Annotated in this window: 15 protein-coding genes and 1 tRNA gene; 9 read left to right on the top strand and 7 right to left on the bottom strand. The window is 71.2% G+C overall.

Annotated elements, in window-relative coordinates; translation table 11 throughout:
• Positions 1-32: 32 nt before the first annotated feature.
• Entirely contained in the window at positions 33-803 is a 771-nt protein-coding gene (locus tag ACFC96_RS06515) for an ABC transporter ATP-binding protein (protein WP_116512584.1), read from the bottom strand.
• Positions 804-1,194: 391 nt separating this feature from the next.
• On the opposite strand from ACFC96_RS06515, the gene ACFC96_RS06510 reads away from it, so the two are divergent.
• The 4 genes from ACFC96_RS06510 to ACFC96_RS06495 all read left to right on the top strand — a co-directional run bounded on the left by ACFC96_RS06510 (position 1,195) and on the right by ACFC96_RS06495 (position 5,129).
• Positions 1,195-1,278, top strand: a tRNA-Leu gene (locus tag ACFC96_RS06510).
• Between the two features lie 235 nt (positions 1,279-1,513).
• Positions 1,514-2,740 carry a 4-hydroxybenzoate 3-monooxygenase gene (locus tag ACFC96_RS06505; protein WP_376262361.1) on the top strand — a complete coding sequence of 409 codons (1,227 nt, stop codon included), beginning with the start codon at positions 1,514-1,516 and terminating at the stop codon, positions 2,738-2,740.
• Positions 2,741-2,810: 70 nt separating this feature from the next.
• On the top strand, positions 2,811-4,175 hold the full coding sequence (locus ACFC96_RS06500) for an MFS transporter (RefSeq protein WP_376610617.1): 1,365 nt from the start codon (positions 2,811-2,813) through the stop codon (positions 4,173-4,175).
• 66 nt (positions 4,176-4,241) lie between these two features.
• Positions 4,242-5,129, top strand: coding sequence for a Bax inhibitor-1/YccA family protein (locus ACFC96_RS06495; RefSeq protein WP_376262367.1), 888 nt, complete (start codon positions 4,242-4,244; stop codon positions 5,127-5,129).
• 100 nt (positions 5,130-5,229) lie between these two features.
• On the opposite strand, the gene ACFC96_RS06490 is transcribed toward ACFC96_RS06495, so the two are convergent.
• Positions 5,230-5,460, bottom strand: coding sequence for a DUF4287 domain-containing protein (locus ACFC96_RS06490; RefSeq protein ID WP_199842040.1), 231 nt, complete (start codon positions 5,458-5,460; stop codon positions 5,230-5,232).
• 102 nt (positions 5,461-5,562) lie between these two features.
• Here ACFC96_RS06490 and ACFC96_RS06485 point away from each other — a divergent pair, with 102 nt between their 5' ends.
• A complete protein-coding gene (locus ACFC96_RS06485; RefSeq protein ID WP_376610616.1) occupies positions 5,563-5,874 on the top strand; it encodes a hypothetical protein in 312 nt (103 codons plus the stop codon).
• 52 nt (positions 5,875-5,926) lie between these two features.
• Here the strand turns inward: ACFC96_RS06485 and ACFC96_RS06480 are convergent, their stop codons facing one another.
• The 3 genes from ACFC96_RS06480 to ACFC96_RS06470 form a co-directional block, all read right to left on the bottom strand.
• Entirely contained in the window at positions 5,927-6,745 is an 819-nt protein-coding gene (locus tag ACFC96_RS06480; RefSeq protein ID WP_376262373.1) for a hypothetical protein, read from the bottom strand.
• Positions 6,746-6,996: 251 nt separating this feature from the next.
• Entirely contained in the window at positions 6,997-8,217 is a 1,221-nt protein-coding gene (locus tag ACFC96_RS06475) for an acetyl-CoA C-acetyltransferase (protein ID WP_376262376.1), read from the bottom strand.
• 225 nt (positions 8,218-8,442) lie between these two features.
• Positions 8,443-9,471, bottom strand: a complete 1,029-nt coding sequence (locus ACFC96_RS06470; RefSeq protein WP_376262378.1) for an SGNH/GDSL hydrolase family protein — start codon at positions 9,469-9,471, stop codon at positions 8,443-8,445.
• Positions 9,472-9,642: 171 nt separating this feature from the next.
• On the opposite strand from ACFC96_RS06470, the gene ACFC96_RS06465 reads away from it, so the two are divergent.
• Positions 9,643-11,034 (top strand): cystathionine beta-synthase, encoded by a 1,392-nt coding sequence (locus ACFC96_RS06465; RefSeq protein ID WP_376262381.1) that lies wholly within the window; start codon positions 9,643-9,645, stop codon positions 11,032-11,034.
• Between the two features lie 281 nt (positions 11,035-11,315).
• Here the strand turns inward: ACFC96_RS06465 and ACFC96_RS06460 are convergent, their stop codons facing one another.
• Both ACFC96_RS06460 and ACFC96_RS06455 read right to left on the bottom strand, forming a co-directional pair.
• A complete protein-coding gene (locus tag ACFC96_RS06460) occupies positions 11,316-12,149 on the bottom strand; it encodes a MurR/RpiR family transcriptional regulator (protein ID WP_376262384.1) in 834 nt (277 codons plus the stop codon).
• Positions 12,146-13,729 (bottom strand): aromatic amino acid ammonia-lyase, encoded by a 1,584-nt coding sequence (locus tag ACFC96_RS06455; protein ID WP_376262387.1) that lies wholly within the window; start codon positions 13,727-13,729, stop codon positions 12,146-12,148. The genes ACFC96_RS06460 and ACFC96_RS06455 overlap by 4 nt, the downstream gene beginning before the upstream one ends.
• A 154-nt stretch (positions 13,730-13,883) precedes the next feature.
• Here ACFC96_RS06455 and ACFC96_RS06450 point away from each other — a divergent pair, with 154 nt between their 5' ends.
• From ACFC96_RS06450 to ACFC96_RS06440, 3 genes are read left to right on the top strand one after another with little or no spacing between them, the layout of a single operon-like run.
• Entirely contained in the window at positions 13,884-14,990 is a 1,107-nt protein-coding gene (locus tag ACFC96_RS06450; protein ID WP_376610614.1) for an ABC transporter ATP-binding protein, read from the top strand.
• Positions 14,987-15,634: an ABC transporter permease gene (locus tag ACFC96_RS06445; RefSeq protein ID WP_376262393.1), complete on the top strand. Its 648-nt coding sequence runs from the start codon at positions 14,987-14,989 to the stop codon at positions 15,632-15,634. The genes ACFC96_RS06450 and ACFC96_RS06445 overlap by 4 nt, the downstream gene beginning before the upstream one ends.
• A 1-nt stretch (position 15,635) precedes the next feature.
• Positions 15,636-16,307 (top strand): ABC transporter permease, encoded by a 672-nt coding sequence (locus ACFC96_RS06440; protein ID WP_376262396.1) that lies wholly within the window; start codon positions 15,636-15,638, stop codon positions 16,305-16,307.
• Positions 16,308-16,317 lie beyond the last annotated feature (10 nt).

Here is a 16,317-nt window from a genome sequence, read left to right as displayed (position 1 = left end):
GACGGGGCGGCGGGGCGGCGGCTGTGCGGGCGTCAGCTGGTGCGGCCCTTGGCGTCGAACTGCTTCATGCGGTCCAGGACCGAGTCGGCGGTCGGGGCGTACACCTCGTCGACGACACGGCCGTCGGCGAGGAAGATCACGCGGTCCGCGTAGGCGGCGGCGACCGGGTCGTGGGTGACCATGACGACGGTCTGGCCCAGCTCGCGCACGGAGTTGCGCAGGAAGCCGAGGACCTCGGCGCCGGAGCGCGAGTCCAGGTTTCCGGTCGGCTCGTCACCGAAGATGATCTCGGGACGGGAGGCGAGGGCGCGGGCGACGGCCACGCGCTGCTGCTGGCCGCCGGAGAGCTCCGAGGGCCGGTGGCCGAGCCGGTCGGACAGGCCCACCATCGCGATCACGTTCTCCAGCCACTGCTTGTCCGCCTTGCGGCCCGCGATGTCCATGGGGAGCGTGATGTTCTCCAGGGCCGTCAGGGTGGGCAGCAGGTTGAACGCCTGGAAGATGAAGCCGATCTTGTCCCGGCGGAGCTTGGTGAGCTGCTTGTCCTTGAGGGACCCGAGCTCGGTGTCGCCGATGCGCACGGAGCCCGACGAGAAGGTGTCGAGGCCGGCGACGCAGTGCATCAGGGTCGACTTGCCGGACCCGGACGGGCCCATGATCGCGGTGAACTCGGCCTGCCGGAAGTCGACGGAGACCCGGTCGAGCGCGACCACCTGGGTCTCGCCCTGTCCGTAGACCTTGGACAGATCCGTGGCGCGCGCGGCCACTGCGGTGGCCTTGCCGGCGATGGGGGTGGTGGTCACGGAAGGGGGCTCCTGTCGGACGACGGATGGGGACGGGGTCCCGTTGGAGGGACCTCTCCATCGTCGTGGCCGTCCCGGGCCGTGAAGTCAGCCGCTGTTCCGGTTCCTGGGGGCGACTTCGGGGGGACCGGGGCCGCCGGGGTCATACCTGGGGATGACGCGCGACCCTGAGAGCGAAGATCACCGCGGGAGGTGAAATCCCGTCAATCCACGGTGACGGGGACGAGGGCGCCGAGGAGCGTGGAAGGGCCTGCGGCATGTGCTGATGGCGGCTACCGTGGTCTGATGCACCCTCAGACGTCAATAAAATAAGACAACATCGAGCGGGCGTTCCGCTGTTCGGGGGATCTGTCCCGATAGGCTCGGAACCTCGTTGCGGAGCCCATGGCCTGCCCGGATGGTGGAATGCAGACACGGCGAGCTTAAACCTCGCTGCCCCTTCGCGGGCGTACCGGTTCAAGTCCGGTTCCGGGCACCTCCCGCTTTTCCTCCTCGCTCCCGACCGAGTCGCTTCCGAGCCGCTCCCTGTCGCCGCGTGCCGATCGCATCCGATCGCCGCGGCGATTTTTTTCGTGCCCCGCACGGCCCCGGGACCGTTTTCTCCGCCCGGGACCGTTGACAGCGGTTCGAGCCGGGCGGAGACTCCGCTCAGCACATTATGAACGAAAGTTCACCACGCGAACAAGGCTGAACGAAAAAAGAAGGTACCCATGCGCACCACCGTCGGCATCATCGGAGCGGGCCCCGCCGGACTGCTCCTCGCCCGGCTCCTGCACAACGCCGGAATCGACTCCGTCGTCCTGGAGAGCCGCGACCGCGCGTACGTCGAACAGCGCCAGCGCGCCGGGATCCTGGAGCAGGGCACCGTCGACGTCCTGCGCGAGGCGGGCGTGGCGGAGCGCATGGACCGCGAGGGCCTCCCGCACGACGGCATCGAGCTGCGCTTCGACGGGCGCCGCCACCGGGTGGACTTCCCCGCCCTGACGGGCGGCAGGTCGGTCATGGTCTACGCCCAGACCGAGGTGTGCAAGGACCTCATCGCCCTCCAGCTCGCCGAGGGAGGCCCACTGCTCTTCGAGGCGGAGGCGCTGGCCGTCGAGGGCGCCGAGACCGAGAGCCCGCGCGTCCGCTTCTGCCACGAGGGCCGCGAGGACGTCCTCGACTGCGACTACGTCGTCGCCTGCGACGGCTCGTGGGGCGTGGGCCGCAAGGCCGTACCCGCCGACGTCTCCCAGGTCTTCGAGCGCACGTACCCCTTCGGCTGGCTCGGCATCCTCGCCGATGTCGCCCCGTCCCACGACGAGTTGGTCTACGCCCGACACGACCGCGGCTTCGCCCTCCTGTCCATGCGCCCGCCCGTCTCCCGCCACAGCCCTTCCGGGGACGTCGCTCCGCTCCCCCTCGAATCCTTCGTGACCCGCGCCTACCTCCAGGTCCCCGAGGGCACGAAGGCCGAGGACTGGAGCGACGAGGAGATCTGGGACGAACTCGACCGGCGCCTGGAGACCGCCGACGGCCGGAAGCTGGAGCGCGGCCCCATCACCTCCAAGTCCGTCACGCCGATGAGGAGTTACGTCCACGAGCCGATGCGCCACGGACGGCTCTTCCTCGCCGGGGACGCCGCCCACATCGTCCCGCCGACCGGCGCCAAGGGCCTCAACCTCGCCGTCGGCGACGTCGTCACCTTCGCCCGCGCCCTGACCCACCGCCACAGGACCGGCTCCACCGAACTCCTCGACGACTATTCGAAGACCTGCCTGCGCCGCGTCTGGCAGGCCGAGCGGTTCTCGTACGCGATGACGACGATGCTGCACCGTGACCCCGACGCGACGCCCTTCGACGACCGCATCCAGCGCGCCCGCCTCGACCGGATCACGGCCTCGCGCGCCGCCGAGACCGACCTCGCCGAGGGCTACACGGGCTTCCCCCTCGACTGAGTCATCGACCGAGCCCGTCCACGAACCGCCGCACACCCGTCCCCGCGTACCCACGACGAAGTGAGTGCTCATGTCCCCCGACAGCTCCCACGGCACCCCCATACCCTCCCCGCCCCGCACCTTCAGGGCCGTCGCCCCCGTCATCGCCCTGTGCTGGCTCGTCGTCTTCTTCGACGGCATGGACGTCAACATCTACGGCGCCGTCATGCCGCACCTCCTCGACGACAAGGGCTTCGGCTTCACCCCGTCCACGGCCGGCACGATCGGCTCCTGGACCACGTTCGGCATGCTGATCGGCGCACTCGGCTGCGGCACCCTCACCGACTGGCTCGGCCGCAAGCCCATGGTCACCGGCTCCGTCGCCCTCTTCTCCGCCGGCTCCGCCGTGTGCGCGCTCGCCCCGAGCGCCGCCGTCTTCGGCGGGGGCCGCTTCCTCGCCGGGCTCGGCCTCGGCGGCCTGATGCCGATCGGGCTCGCGATCGTCGCCGAGTTCGCCCCGCCCCGCAGGGCCGCCCTCGCCACCGGCCTGATGATGACCTCGTACCACGCGGGCGGCATGGCCGCGACGGGCCTCGGCCTCGCGCTCGGCCCCGACCACGGCTGGCGCGCCGTCTTCTGGACGGGCGTCGTCCCGGCCGTCATCGCCGTCCCCCTCGTCCTGAAGTGGCTGCCCGAATCCCCGGCCGTCCTGTTCGCCAAGGGGCGTACCGCCGACGCGCGCGCCGTCGCCGCCCGCTACGGGCTGCCCGAGCCGACCCGCGCCGAGGCTCCCGCCGCCGGCGCCAAGGGCCGCTTCGCCGCCGTCGCCTCGCTCTTCTCGCCCGGCACCCGGGCCGCGACCCCGTTCCTGTGGGTCGCCTCCTTCGCCGGCCTGCTCCTCGTCTACGGCGTCTCCACCTGGCTGCCCGAGCTGATGCGCGCCTCCGGCTACTCGCTCTCCTCGTCCGTCACCTTCCTCATGGTGATCAACGCGGGCGGCATCGTCGGCATGCTGGTCGCGGGCCGTGCCGCCGACCGGTTCGGCGCGGTCAAGGTCTCCGCGCTCTGGTTCGTGCTGACCGCCTGCGGTGCCTTCCTGCTCCGCGCCCACCTGCCGCTCGGCGTCGCGTACGCCCTGGTCTTCGTCACCGGCGTCTGGCTGTTCTCCGCCCAGGTCATGGTCTATGCGGCCGCCCCGTCCGTGTACACGCCCGCCCAGCGCGCCACCGGCCTCGGCTGGATCACCGGCGTGGGCCGCACCGGAGCCGTCGTCGGCCCGTGGCTGGGCGGGGCGGTCGTCGCCGGGGGCAACGCGGGCCTCGGCTTCACCACCTTCGCCGTGGCCGCGGTCCTCGGCGCCGTCGCCATCTCCCTGGTGCCCCTCGTTCGGAGGAACACCGGGCATGCCCCGGACGTTGCGGGTAACAGGATGGGAAAGATCCTCCCTGAGCACTAGGCTGGGGTCTTTGCCTGCCTATTACCCTTGAGCCAAGGCCGCGCAGGGTGGCTATGGAGGAGTGAGATGAGGAGCAGTAACCCGGTCTTCTCGCGACGGGGGTTCAGCCGCGACAACGGCTACGCGGGCTTCAACGCGCAGCCGCAGGCCGGGGGACCCGCGGTCGGCACACAGGGCAACCCCTACGCCGGCAACAACCCGTACGCGCAGAACCCCTACGCCCAGCAGGACCTGCAGTACGGCGCTCCGCCGCAGGCCCCGGCCACCACCGGCCGCATGACGATGGACGACGTCGTCATGCGCACCGCCACCACCCTCGGTGTCCTCGTCCTGACGGCCGCGCTCGCCTGGGCGCTGCTGCCGGTCGACACCGCGAACATCAACAAGTCGTACGGCATCGCGATCGGCGCGGGCCTCGTCGCGATGGTGCTGGGGTTCGTCCAGTCGTTCAAGCGCAAGGCGTCGCCGCCGCTCATCCTGGCGTACGCGGCGCTCGAGGGCGTCTTCCTCGGTGTCCTGTCGAGCATCGTCGACAACTACATCGCGAGCGGTGCGGCCATGCAGGCCGTGCTCGGCACGATGGCGGTCTTCGTCGCCGTCCTCGTCGCGTACAAGGCCGGCTGGATCCGCGTCAACCGTCGCTTCTACGGCTTCGTGATGGCCGCGGCCATGGGCTTCATCCTGCTCATGGCGGTGAACCTGCTGTTCGCCGTCTTCGGTGGCGGTGACGGCCTCGGCTTCCGCAGCGGCGGCCTCGGCATCCTCTTCGGCATCATCGGCGTGCTGCTCGGCGCGTGCTTCCTGGCCCTCGACTTCAAGCAGGTCGAGGACGGCATCGCCTACGGCGCCCCGCGCGAGGAGGCCTGGCTCGCCGCCTTCGGCCTCACGATGACGCTCGTGTGGATCTACCTCGAGTTCCTGCGCCTCATCGCGATCCTGCAGGGCAACGACTGATCACCCGGCATTGAGCTGAAAGGGCCCGCGCACCTCGGTGCGCGGGCCCTTTCTCATGGGTGCGGCTGTCGTGGGGACGGGTGGGTCGGGGGTGGAACGCTCAGCCCAGGCGGCGGGCGGCCCGCCGCAGGTCGTACTCGTGGATGATGGCCTTGGCGTGGCCGTACGCGAGGTCGTGCTCCCCGCGCAGCCAGCTGACCTTGTCTTCGAAGCGGAGGAAGCAGGGGCCTTCCTCGACGGTGCGCAGCCAGTCGGAGATCTCACGACCGGTGCAGTGGGGGATGCGGGCCAACAGATTCTGGTGGGTCTCCTGCGAGAACACTTGGGACATCGGCGCCTCCGGACGCATTGCGATGTAGCCGGTCCTTCAGGCCACCGTGCCTGAGCGTTCGGTTGTTGGCAACAGTCGAGGGAAGGCGCATAGGGTCGCGGCATGCTCGATACGACGCCGTTGACGGACGCAGTGGACCGATTCGCCGACCGGCTGCGCGCCGCGCCGCAGAGCCGGCTCCAGCGGGGGGCCGCCGCGGAGGCGCTCACCCTCGCCAGGGAACTGTCCGCATGGGCCCAGCGCCTGGAGGACCCCGAGGGACCCGTACGGGAGATGCCGGACGCCGGGATGTTCGCCGGGGCCGACCAGATCACCGTCGCCGCACACGACCTGTCCGTCGTCCTTGAGAACCCCGGCCAACTGGGCGAGGCGCTCACGCTCGTCGAGGAGGCACAAAAACGCGCCGGGGTGTGAGCCGACCCGGCGCGTTCTTCGATGTGTGGGGACGGAAGCCGAGCGGGGACGCTCAGACGGAGGCTATGACCCGGTCGGCCAGGATGTAGACGTTCTTGTGGCCGCAGGCGAACGTGAGCGCGTACGCGCCCGAGACACCCGAGCCGCCCAGCAGCACCGGGGACTCTCCCTCACGCAGCGCCGCTGCCAGCTGCTCCGCGGTCTCGCGGTGGCCGGGGGTCATGCAGAGCGTGGTGCCGTCCACGAAGACGTACACGTCGAGCGTGCCCAGCGGGCCCGGGCGCACATCGGCCAGGGCGGTGCGGGCGTCGGCCAGCTCCTCCAGACACGTCACCGTCCGCTCGTGGTCGCTGCTTCCGCCCGAGACGGGCGACTGCACCGGCACGAAGTCGGGGTGCGAGGGGTGACGGCGACGCGCGGCCGCGAGCTCCGCGGACTCCCCCGAGAACTCGTCGGCGCCCGCGTCGGCCGGCTCCACCACGGGCTCGAGGCCCGCCGCGAGACCCGGCTCCAGGCCCGCGAAATCGGCCTGGCGCGGCATGAACAGATCGTCACCGAGGCCCAGCGCGCCACCGAGCACGGACGGCGCGTCGGAGGCGTCCCGGGCCTCCTGCGCGGCCCAGAAGGCACGCGCCTCGGCGAGCTCGCGCTCCCGCTCCTCCGCGAGTGCGTCGGCGACGGCCGCGCGTATCTCCTCCGTGTCGGGCGTGGTGCGCGCGGCGGGCACGCCACGACCGGCGCCGACGGCGCGGTCATGGGCGAGCTCGTCCCGCAGTTCGGTGATCTGCCTGCGCAGTCCGTGGACGGTGTGCAGGGCAGCGGCGCCCACGGCCGTGGCGGCGGCCGTGGCGATGAGCAAAGCAAGAGGCATGGCGCTCACTGACGTACTCCCGGTTTCAAGTCGACCCCCGACTTCCTACATCAGCTTGAAGCCTGGACCATCCCGCTGTCAGTGCATTACGTCACGAAATGGACAGGTATTTGGCCGGGCGTTTAGGGGGGTTATGCCCTGGGAACCCTGCTGACCTGCAAAAACCGTCTCCCCCAGGAGATACGTCACATCCTGGGGGAGATTGGATCACGATTCAGCAGAGGAGCAACCCGGCCCCTGGGGCCGTCGGCTCAGCTGAGGCGCTCGATGACCATCGCCATGCCCTGGCCGCCGCCGACGCACATGGTCTCCAGACCGAACTGCTTGTCGTGGAACTGGAGGCTGTTGATCAGGGTGCCGGTGATGCGGGCGCCCGTCATGCCGAAGGGGTGACCCACGGCGATCGCGCCACCGTTGATGTTCAGCTTGTCCTCGTCGATGCCGAGGTCGCGAGCGGAGGGGATGACCTGCGCGGCGAACGCCTCGTTGATCTCGACCAGGTCGATGTCGCCGATGCCGAGACCGGCGCGCTTCAGCGCCTGCTTCGACGCCTCGACCGGGCCGAGGCCCATGATCTCGGGGGACAGGCCCGAGACGCCGGTGGAGACGATGCGGGCGAGCGGCGTCAGGCCGAGCTCGCGGGCCTTCGTGTCGGACATGATCACGAGGGCCGCGGCGCCGTCGTTGAGCGGGCAGCAGTTCGCGGCCGTGACCAGGCCGTCGGGGCGGAAGACCGGCTTCAGGCCCGAGACGCCCTCCAGGGTGACACCCGCGCGCGGGCCGTCGTCCTGCGAGACGACCGTGCCGTCGGGGGTGGTGACCGGGGTGATCTCCCGCTCCCAGAAGCCGTTCTTGATGGCCTGCTCGGCCAGGTTCTGCGAACGCACACCGAAGGCGTCCATGTCCGCGCGCGTGACGCCCTTCGTGCGCGCCAGGTTCTCGGCGGTCTGGCCCATCGCGATGTACGCGTCCGGGACGAGGCCGTCCTCGCGCGGGTCGTGCCAGGACGCGCCCTCGGACTCGGCGACGGCGGCCGTACGGGCCTCCGCGTCGGCGAACAGCGGGTTGTGCGTGTCCGGCAGCGAGTCCGAGTTGCCCTTCACGAAGCGCGACACCATCTCGACGCCGGCCGAGATGAAGACGTCGCCCTCGCCGGCCTTGATGGCGTGCAGCGCCATGCGGCTGGTCTGCAGCGACGAGGAGCAGTAGCGGGTGACCGTACATCCCGGCAGGTGGTCCATGCCCATCTGCACGGCCACGATGCGGCCCAGGTTGTTGCCCTGCTCGCCGCCGGGCAGACCGCAGCCGAGCATCAGGTCGTCGATGTCCCGCGGGTCGAGCTCGGGGACCTTGGCCAGGGCGGCCTGGACGATCGTGGCGGTCAGGTCGTCCGGGCGCAGGTCCTTGAGGGACCCCTTGAAGGCGCGGCCGATGGGGGAGCGGGCGGTCGAGACGATCACGGCTTCGGGCATCACGGCTCCAAGAGGGTCTACGTACGAGCTATTCGCCTACGAGCTAAAGGCAGGACCGTGAGGGAAGTTACCTGTACGTACAGTCCAGGTCACCGGTGTGCGCGTGTGATGCCCGCCGCATTTTTCTAAGCGCTTGCTCAGGGCCTTGTCCGGGTAGCGGCTCTCCGGTCCGGGAGCGGGGTCCGGGACGCGGGCGCTGCGCCCCGGACCCCGCCCCCGGACGGGTCACAGGTTGAGCGGCGCCGGATCCTGGGTCGTCACGCGCCGACGCCTGCGGCGCTTCAGCAACGCCCAAGGTCCCCTCGGACCCGTGGGCATCGCCGCCGTGACCTCCGTACCGCCCTCCTCCGCCGCCTGGGCCGCAGCCCTGGCCACCGGCAGGAAGCCCTCGCGCCGCGACACATCCGGGCGCTCCTCCTCCGGCCACAGGCCCAGCGCCGCGCACAGCGTCGGCAGCACCGCCATCGCCGCCGTCGCGTACCCCTCGGCCGACGGGTGGTAGTTGTCGGGCCCGAACAGCTCCCGCGGGTTGGCCTGGAACTCAGGACCGAGGAGGTCGCCCAGCGACACCGTGCGCCCGCCCTGCTCCACCGTGCCGATCGTCTGCGCCGCCGCCAGCTGCCGCGAGGCCCGCCGCGCCAGATACCGCAGCGGCTGGTTCACCGGCTCGATCGTGCCCAGATCCGGGCACGTCCCCACGACCACCTCCGCACCCGCCGTTCGCAGCCTGCGCACCGCCGCCGACAGATGACGCACCGAGCGGGTCGCCGGCATCCGGTGCGTCACGTCGTTCGCGCCGATCATCACGACACACACGTCCGGCACCCAGTCCGGATCCGAGAGGATCACCGCGACCTGGCGGTCCAGGTCGTCGGACATGGCCCCCGGCAGCGCCACGTTGCGCATCTCCACGGGCCGCTCGGCCACCGCCGCGAGCCCCGACGCGAGCAGCGCGGCCGGCGTCTGCCGGGCCCGGTGCACGCCCTGCCCCGCCGCCGTCGAGTCCCCCAGCATCGCGAACCGCAGCGGCTCGGTCTCCGCCACCTCGGTGCCCTGACGCTCGGCGAACACCCTCCCGTACAGACCGTTCGCGGACGGGACCTGCACCCCCCTGCCGTGGTTGCCCACCTGCCGCTTCGCCAGCTGGACCTCCGCGATCAGCAGACCGACCGCGGCCGCGCCGACCAGACCGATCCCGCCGCCGCCGTACGCCGCGCCCGCGGCGATCCGCCGTGCCACCCTCGCCCTCGACATACGTCGCAGCCACCTGCCTCTGCGTAGTCCGTTTCAGCCGTACATCCAGTCATTGCCCCGTAAGCACCGTCGGCCAATCGCAACAGGCGATGAAGCGGCGGCACTCGGCTTACCCTGACCGCACATCACATCGCGGATCCCTCACAGATCCATCGCAGCCCGGAGACAACGGTGCAATTCCACGACTCGATGATCAGCCTCGTCGGCAACACCCCGCTCGTCAGGCTCAACAGCGTGACCGAAGGCATCCAGGCGACCGTCCTGGCCAAGGTCGAGTACTTCAACCCCGGCGGTTCGGTGAAGGACCGCATCGCCCTGCGCATGATCGAGGCGGCGGAGGAGAGCGGCGCCCTCCGGCCCGGCGGCACGATCGTGGAGCCGACCAGCGGCAACACGGGCGTCGGCCTGGCCATCGTGGCGCAGCAGAAGGGGTACAAGTGCATCTTCGTGTGCCCCGACAAGGTCTCCACGGACAAGATCAACGTGCTGCGGGCGTACGGCGCGGAGGTCGTCGTCTGCCCGACGGCCGTGGACCCGGAGCACCCGGACTCGTACTACAACGTCTCCGACCGGCTGGTGCGTGAGACGCCCGGCGCCTGGAAGCCGGACCAGTACTCCAACCCCAACAACCCCCTCTCGCACTATCACTCCACCGGCCCCGAGCTGTGGGAGCAGACGGAGGGCCGGATCACGCACTTCGTGGCGGGCGTCGGGACGGGCGGCACGATCTCCGGGACCGGCCGCTATCTGAAGGACGTGAGCGAGGGCCGCGTCCAGGTCGTCGGCGCCGACCCGGAGGGCTCGGTGTACTCCGGAGGCTCCGGGCGCCCGTACCTCGTGGAGGGCGTGGGCGAGGACTTCTGGCCGACGGCGTACGACCGCACGGTCGCGGACGAGATCGTCGCGGTCTCCGACAAGGACTCCTTCCAGATGACCCGCCGCCTCGCCAAGGAGGAGGGCCTCCTCGTCGGCGGCTCCTGCGGCATGGCGGTGGTGGCGGCCCTCCGCGTGGCCGAACGCCTCGGCCCGGACGACGTGGTGGTGGTCCTTCTCCCGGACAGCGGCCGCGGCTACCTCAGCAAGATCTTCAACGATGAGTGGATGGCCGACTACGGCTTCCTCGCCGACGAGGGCACGAGCGCGCGCGTGGGCGACGTGCTCCAGGACAAGGAGGGCGGGGCGCTGCCGTCGCTCGTCCACATGCACCCGGAGGAGACCGTCGGCGAGGCCATCGAGGTGCTGCGCGAGTACGGCGTCTCGCAGATGCCCATCGTGAAGCCGGGAGCCGGACACCCGGACGTGATGGCGGCCGAGGTGATCGGCTCCGTCGTCGAACGGGAGCTGCTCGACGCCCTGTTCACGCAGCGCGCCTCGCTCGGCGACCCGCTGGAGAAGCACATGTCGGACCCGCTGCCGCAGGTCGGCTCGGGTGAGCCGGTGGCGGACCTGATGTCGGTGCTCGGCTCCGCCGACGCGGCGATCGTCCTGGTGGAGGGCAAGCCCAAGGGTGTGGTGAGCCGCCAGGACCTGCTGGCCTTCCTCGCGAAGAGCGGCGGGAAGTGACGCGGAGCGGGTTCGTGCAATCGGTACGAGCGCGACACGTGCGCGCAGCACCCGCTTAACACGGGTCCGGCACATTGGTGGGTGTCGGCAGGGGTGGGAGCGGCTCCCCGCTCAGGCCGGCACCGTAGCGGCGTCAAGGACCTCCGGAGCGGCTCCCGGACCTCCACGGACGCCTGCGGACGCGGTGACCCGGTCCTGACCCGGTTCCGTGTCCTTCGCGGGGACCGCCGTCGTCCCGCCCCCCGTTCACGGGGGTGCGGCGGTCCCCGCGCCACACTCCTCTATTCGACGAACAGGCCCCGCTCCGCGGCGCGTACGTCGAATTCCTCCAGGCGGGCCTGAGCGTCGGGCAGGTTGTCGCACATCGCTTCCAGGAGCACGCGGCCGAGCAGCATCGGTGAGCACGCCGTGTCGAAGGCGAGGCCCTCGCCGACCGCGGCGGGCAGGAGCAGGTCCGAGTGCTTGGCGACGGGGGCGAAGGCCGAGTCGGCGACGGTGACCACGGTGAGGCCGGCCGACTTGGCGTAGGTGAGCGCGTCGACGACTTCCTTGGGGTGGCGGGGCAGCGCGAAGCAGAGCAGGGCGGTGGCTCCGGCGCGCACGGCGGCGTCCACGCGGTCGGCGAGCATCGTGCCGCCTTCGTCGAGGAGCCGTACGTCGGGGTGGACCTTCGCGGCGAAGTACGAGAAGCCGTAGGCCTGGGAGGCGGCGGCGCGCAGCCCGAGGACGAGGAGCGGGCGGGAGGCGGCGAGGAGGCGGCCCGCGCGTGCGATGGGGGCGGGGTCGGAGAGGAGCTGCGCGAGGTGGCGGAGGTTCTCGATCTCGGCCTCGACGGCCTGCTGGTACTCGTTGGCCGAGGCGGGCGTGGCGGGTTCGGCGGGGGCGACCTCGCGCAGGTGTTTGCGCAGGGCGGGGTAGCCGTCGAAGCCGAGTGCGACGGCGAAGCGGGTGACGGAGGGCTGGCTGACTCCGGCGAGTTCGGCGAGTTCCACGGAGGAGAGGAACGGGACGTCGGCGGCGCGGCGCACCATGCAGTGCGCGATGCGGCGCTGAGTGGGTGTCAGGCGGTGTACCTCGAAGAGCTGTTGCAGTCGTGCGGCTGGGCTGTCGTTCATTCCGTCCCCCCAGGGCGGTCTGAGCCGGCTGTCGCGGTGGCTGTTGCCGGTGCGTCTGTTCCGTCGGCGATGCGGGTGAAGCTGTCCAGGAGGCCTGCCGCGGCCCGGGTGACATCTTCCGTCAGGGGGCGGTCGGTGGCGTCGGGGTCGAGGATCGAATCCGCGAGGGCGAAGGCGCGGCCGACCGGGAGTTCGGGGTCGGGGTGCATGTCGCGCTGGCGCAACGCCCTGACCGCGGCGACGAGTTCGCAGCCCACGACGAGACGGTAGGCGTCACAGACGCGCAGGGTCTGGCGGGCGGCGAGGGACGCGAAGCTGGCCTGTTCCTCGACGCCGCGGGAGAGGACCGCGTGGCCGAGCGACGCGGGGGCGGCGAAGGCGCGCAGGTCGCCGAGGGCCGCTCCGGCCGCGTATTCGAGGATCATCACGCCCGACGAGGCGGCCTCGCCGTCGGCGAGGAAGGGGCGCAGGCGGGTGTAGGCGGGTTCGTTGAGGGTGGACAGGCGCGAGGTGGAGAGCCGGGCGACCTGGGTGATGGCGAGCCTGAAGTGGTCGAGCGCCAGGGCGAGTTGGGCCATGTAGAAGCCGCCGTGGTGGTAGGCGGCCATGTCCTGGGGGGAGATGAGCGGGTTCTCGGCGGCGGCGTTGATCTCGACGCCGAGTACGGCTTCGAGGGCGTCGGCGGCGTCCTGGGCGGGGCCGTGTATCTGGGGGAGGCAGCGGAAGCCGTAGGGGTCCTGGATGCGGCCGAGGGGCGGGGTGGGGCGTTCGGGGGCACCGAGGAGGGCGCGCATGCGTGCGGCGACGTCGTACGAGCCGCGGTGGTGGCGGGCCTCGTGGACGGGCAGGGCGTACGCCTCGTAGGAGCCGTCGACGGCCAGCAGGGAGAGTGCCGCGACGAGCTGGGTGGCGCAGATCAGGTCGCGCAGCTCGTGGAGGGCGAGGGCGGACTGGCCGAGGGTGAGGGCGTTGCTGCTGATGAGGGCGAGGGCGTCGTTGTTGTCGAGGGGCTGGGCCTCGGGGGCGCCGTCGCCGCGCCAGGGGTGTTCGCCGGCGAGGGCGAGGCCCATCTGGGCGAGGGCGGCGATGTCGCCGGTGCCGACGGAGCCGAATTCGTTGACCGCCGGGTAGGCGCCGGTCTCCAGGGCTTCGCACAGGGCCGTGACGACGGTGGGGCGCAGCCCCGCGCCGCCGGCGAGGAGCTGGTTGGCGCGGACGGCGAGCATGGCGCGGACCTGGCGTGCGGGGAGCTCTTCGCCGATGGCGCCGGCGTGGCTGCGCAGCAGGCGCAGGCCGTGGTCGGCGGCGGCCTCGGTGGGCACGTCCTCGTTCCGGTTCGCGCCGACGCCGGTGGAGCGGCCGTAGACGCGGCCCCAGGCGGCGATCTCGCGGGCGGCGTTCCAGGACTCCTCGACGCGCTTCATGGCGTCGGTGCCGGGGACGGGCCTGGCGGCGGAGTCGGCCAGGCGGACGACGTCGGCCACGGGGAGCCCGTGGCCGTCGAGCACGACGACGGGCGTGGGACGCTGGGGGGCCGTCATTCGGGGCTTACTTGCGGTGTCCGCAATGTGAGACGACATGATGCGCCAAACCCTCCTCAACCGGACGTCTTGTCTCGTTCCTCGGCTGCGTTAACCAGCGATTTACCTGGCGATGTGCGCCGGGGCATTGACAATTTATTCAGATACAGAGAACTCTGCATGACGATATGCAGCCCGGGCAAGGGGACTCCACATGATCCAGTTCGATACGGTCCACAAACGCTTCCCGAACGGCACGACGGCAGTGCACGACCTGACGCTCGACATGCCGGAAGGGGGCGTGACCGTCTTCGTCGGGTCTTCCGGTTGCGGCAAGACGACCAGTCTGCGGATGATCAACCGGATGGTCGACCCGACCTCCGGCACCATCCGCGTCGGCGGCCGCGACGTCCTTGAGCAGGACGCCGCCGAGCTGCGCCGCTCCATCGGGTACGTCATCCAGCAGTCGGGCCTCTTCCCGCACCGCACCGTCCTCGACAACATCGCGACCGTGCCGCTCCTGCTCGGCTGGGGCCGGCGCAAGGCGCGGGCGAGGGCGGCCGAACTCCTGGAGACCGTCGGCCTCACCGCCGAGGCCGGCAAGCGCTACCCGCACCAGCTCTCCGGCGGTCAGCAGCAGCGCGTCGGCGTGGCCCGCGCGCTCGCCGCCGACCCGCCGGTGCTGCTCATGGACGAGCCGTTCGGTGCGGTCGACCCCGTCGTGCGTACTCAGCTCCAGGACGAACTCCGGCGTCTCCAGCAGGAGTTGAGCAAGACCATCGTCTTCGTCACGCACGACATCGACGAGGCCGTGCGGCTCGGTGACCGGATAGCCGTCTTCCGTACGGGCGGTCACCTCGTGCAGTGCGCGCCGCCCGCCGAGCTGCTCGCCCGTCCCGCGGACGACTTCGTCGCCGACTTCCTGGGCGCCGAGCGCGGCCTGAAGCTGCTGTCCCTGACCACCCTCGCGGACGTCGGCCAGGGGCCCGCCCCCGAGGGAACCGGCTGGGAACTGGTCCTCGACGCCGCCCGCAAGCCGCTGCTGTGGCGCGACGAGGGCACCTCCGCCGAGGTGCCGGTGCGCCCGCTGCGGGACTCGGACTCGCTCCTGTCGGCGCTGAACGAGTCGATCGCGGCGCCCGGCGGCCTCGTGGCCCGGGTCGACGCGGACGGGGTCCTGACGGGCGTCACCTCCCGCGACGAGATCCACGACCGCGCGGGCCTCGCCCACATAGCCGCCGGCACCCGTGTGGACACCCCCGCGGACGCCGGCGACAGCGGTGACGCCGCCGTCCGCGAGGACACGGACGTGGCCTCATGACCATCGACTGGTCCTGGATGTCGGAGCACACCTCCGACCTCACCGCGCTCACGCTCTCGCACCTCCAGGCGGCGCTCTCCGCCGTCGCGCTGGGCCTGGTCATCTCGCTGCCGCTGGCCGTCGTCGCCCATCGCGTCAAGCCGCTGCGCGGCTTCCTGCTCGGGTTCTCGAACGTCCTGTTCACGATCCCGTCGATCGCGGTGTTCGTCCTGCTGCTCCCGGTCTCCGGGCTCACCCGCACGACCACGGTCATCGGCCTGACGATCTACACGCTCGTGGTGCTCCTGCGGAACACCGTCGAGGGACTCGACTCGGTGCCGGCGAAGACCAAGGAGGCCGCGAAGGCCATGGGGACGCGCCCGCTGCGCACCCTGCTCACCGTCGAACTGCCGCTCGCCCTGCCGGTGATCATGGCCGGGGTGCGCATCGCGACCGTCATGGCGATCTCCCTGGTCTCCGTGGCGACGTACATCGGCGACGGCGGGCTCGGCCAGCTGTTCACCGACGGGTTCCAGCGCAACTTCCCGACCCCGGTCATCGCCGGCGTCGTGCTGACCCTGCTTCTCGCGCTCGCCGCGGACGCGGTCCTCGTCGCCGTGCAGTACGTGCTGACCCCCTGGACCCGCCGCCGGAGGAGTGCCTGAGATGTACGAGCTCTTCAAGAACCTCGGCGCGTGGCTGGTCGACGGCGACCAGTGGGCGGGCCCCGACGGCATCGGGCACCGCCTCGCCGAGCACCTCCAGTACTCGCTGCTCGCCACGCTCGTCGCGGCCGTCATCGCACTGCCGCTCGGCCTGCTCATCGGCCACACCGGGCGCGGCGCGTTCCTCGCGATCAACCTCTCCAGCTTCGGCCGCGCGCTGCCGACGGTCGGCCTGGTCGTCCTCGTCTTCCTGGCGAGCGGCCTGTCCATGTGGCCGGTCTACATCGCGCTCGTGGCCCTCGCGGTCCCGTCGATCGTCACCAACACGTACGCCGGCATGAGCGCCGTCGACCCGGAGGTCAAGGACGCGGCGCGCGGCCAGGGCATGCGCGGCCACCAGGTCCTGTTCCAGGTCGAGCTGCCGCTCGCGATGCCCCTGATCATGACCGGTCTGCGGCTCGCCCTGATCCAGGTCGTCGCCACGGCGACCATCGCCGCGTACGTCTCCTTCGGCGGCCTCGGCCGCTACGTCTTCGACGGGCTCGCCCAGCGCGACCTCGTGCAGGTGCTCGGCGGTGCCGTCCTCGTGGCGGTCGTCGCCGTCGTACTCGACCTCGCGCTCTCCGCACTGCAGCGCGCCCTCTTCCGTCACCGCCCCGCCAAGTCGGCCTAGGAGCACGCAA

This window comes from Streptomyces sp. NPDC055955 (assembly GCF_042270245.1).
In the GTDB taxonomy this organism is placed as follows: Bacteria; Actinomycetota; Actinomycetes; order Streptomycetales; family Streptomycetaceae; genus Streptomyces.
Note: the sequence above shows the minus strand (reverse complement) of the source record. Positions and strands in the feature narration are given on the sequence as shown.

What these genes read in the sequence shown, in the direction of transcription:
- ACFC96_RS06445 (WP_376262393.1), top strand. Translation starts at nt 14,987, where the DNA reads ATGACCATCGACTGGTCCTGGATGTCGGAGCACACCTCCGACCTCACC.
- ACFC96_RS06500 (WP_376610617.1), top strand. Translation starts at nt 2,811, where the DNA reads ATGTCCCCCGACAGCTCCCACGGCACCCCCATACCCTCCCCGCCCCGC.
- ACFC96_RS06455 (WP_376262387.1), bottom strand. Translation starts at nt 13,729, where the DNA reads ATGTCGTCTCACATTGCGGACACCGCAAGTAAGCCCCGAATGACGGCC.
- ACFC96_RS06495 (WP_376262367.1), top strand. Translation starts at nt 4,242, where the DNA reads ATGAGGAGCAGTAACCCGGTCTTCTCGCGACGGGGGTTCAGCCGCGAC.
- ACFC96_RS06485 (WP_376610616.1), top strand. Translation starts at nt 5,563, where the DNA reads ATGCTCGATACGACGCCGTTGACGGACGCAGTGGACCGATTCGCCGAC.
- ACFC96_RS06490 (WP_199842040.1), bottom strand. Translation starts at nt 5,460, where the DNA reads ATGTCCCAAGTGTTCTCGCAGGAGACCCACCAGAATCTGTTGGCCCGC.
- ACFC96_RS06460 (WP_376262384.1), bottom strand. Translation starts at nt 12,149, where the DNA reads ATGAACGACAGCCCAGCCGCACGACTGCAACAGCTCTTCGAGGTACAC.
- ACFC96_RS06480 (WP_376262373.1), bottom strand. Translation starts at nt 6,745, where the DNA reads ATGCCTCTTGCTTTGCTCATCGCCACGGCCGCCGCCACGGCCGTGGGC.
- ACFC96_RS06440 (WP_376262396.1), top strand. Translation starts at nt 15,636, where the DNA reads ATGTACGAGCTCTTCAAGAACCTCGGCGCGTGGCTGGTCGACGGCGAC.
- ACFC96_RS06505 (WP_376262361.1), top strand. Translation starts at nt 1,514, where the DNA reads ATGCGCACCACCGTCGGCATCATCGGAGCGGGCCCCGCCGGACTGCTC.
- ACFC96_RS06475 (WP_376262376.1), bottom strand. Translation starts at nt 8,217, where the DNA reads ATGCCCGAAGCCGTGATCGTCTCGACCGCCCGCTCCCCCATCGGCCGC.
- ACFC96_RS06450 (WP_376610614.1), top strand. Translation starts at nt 13,884, where the DNA reads ATGATCCAGTTCGATACGGTCCACAAACGCTTCCCGAACGGCACGACG.
- ACFC96_RS06470 (WP_376262378.1), bottom strand. Translation starts at nt 9,471, where the DNA reads ATGTCGAGGGCGAGGGTGGCACGGCGGATCGCCGCGGGCGCGGCGTAC.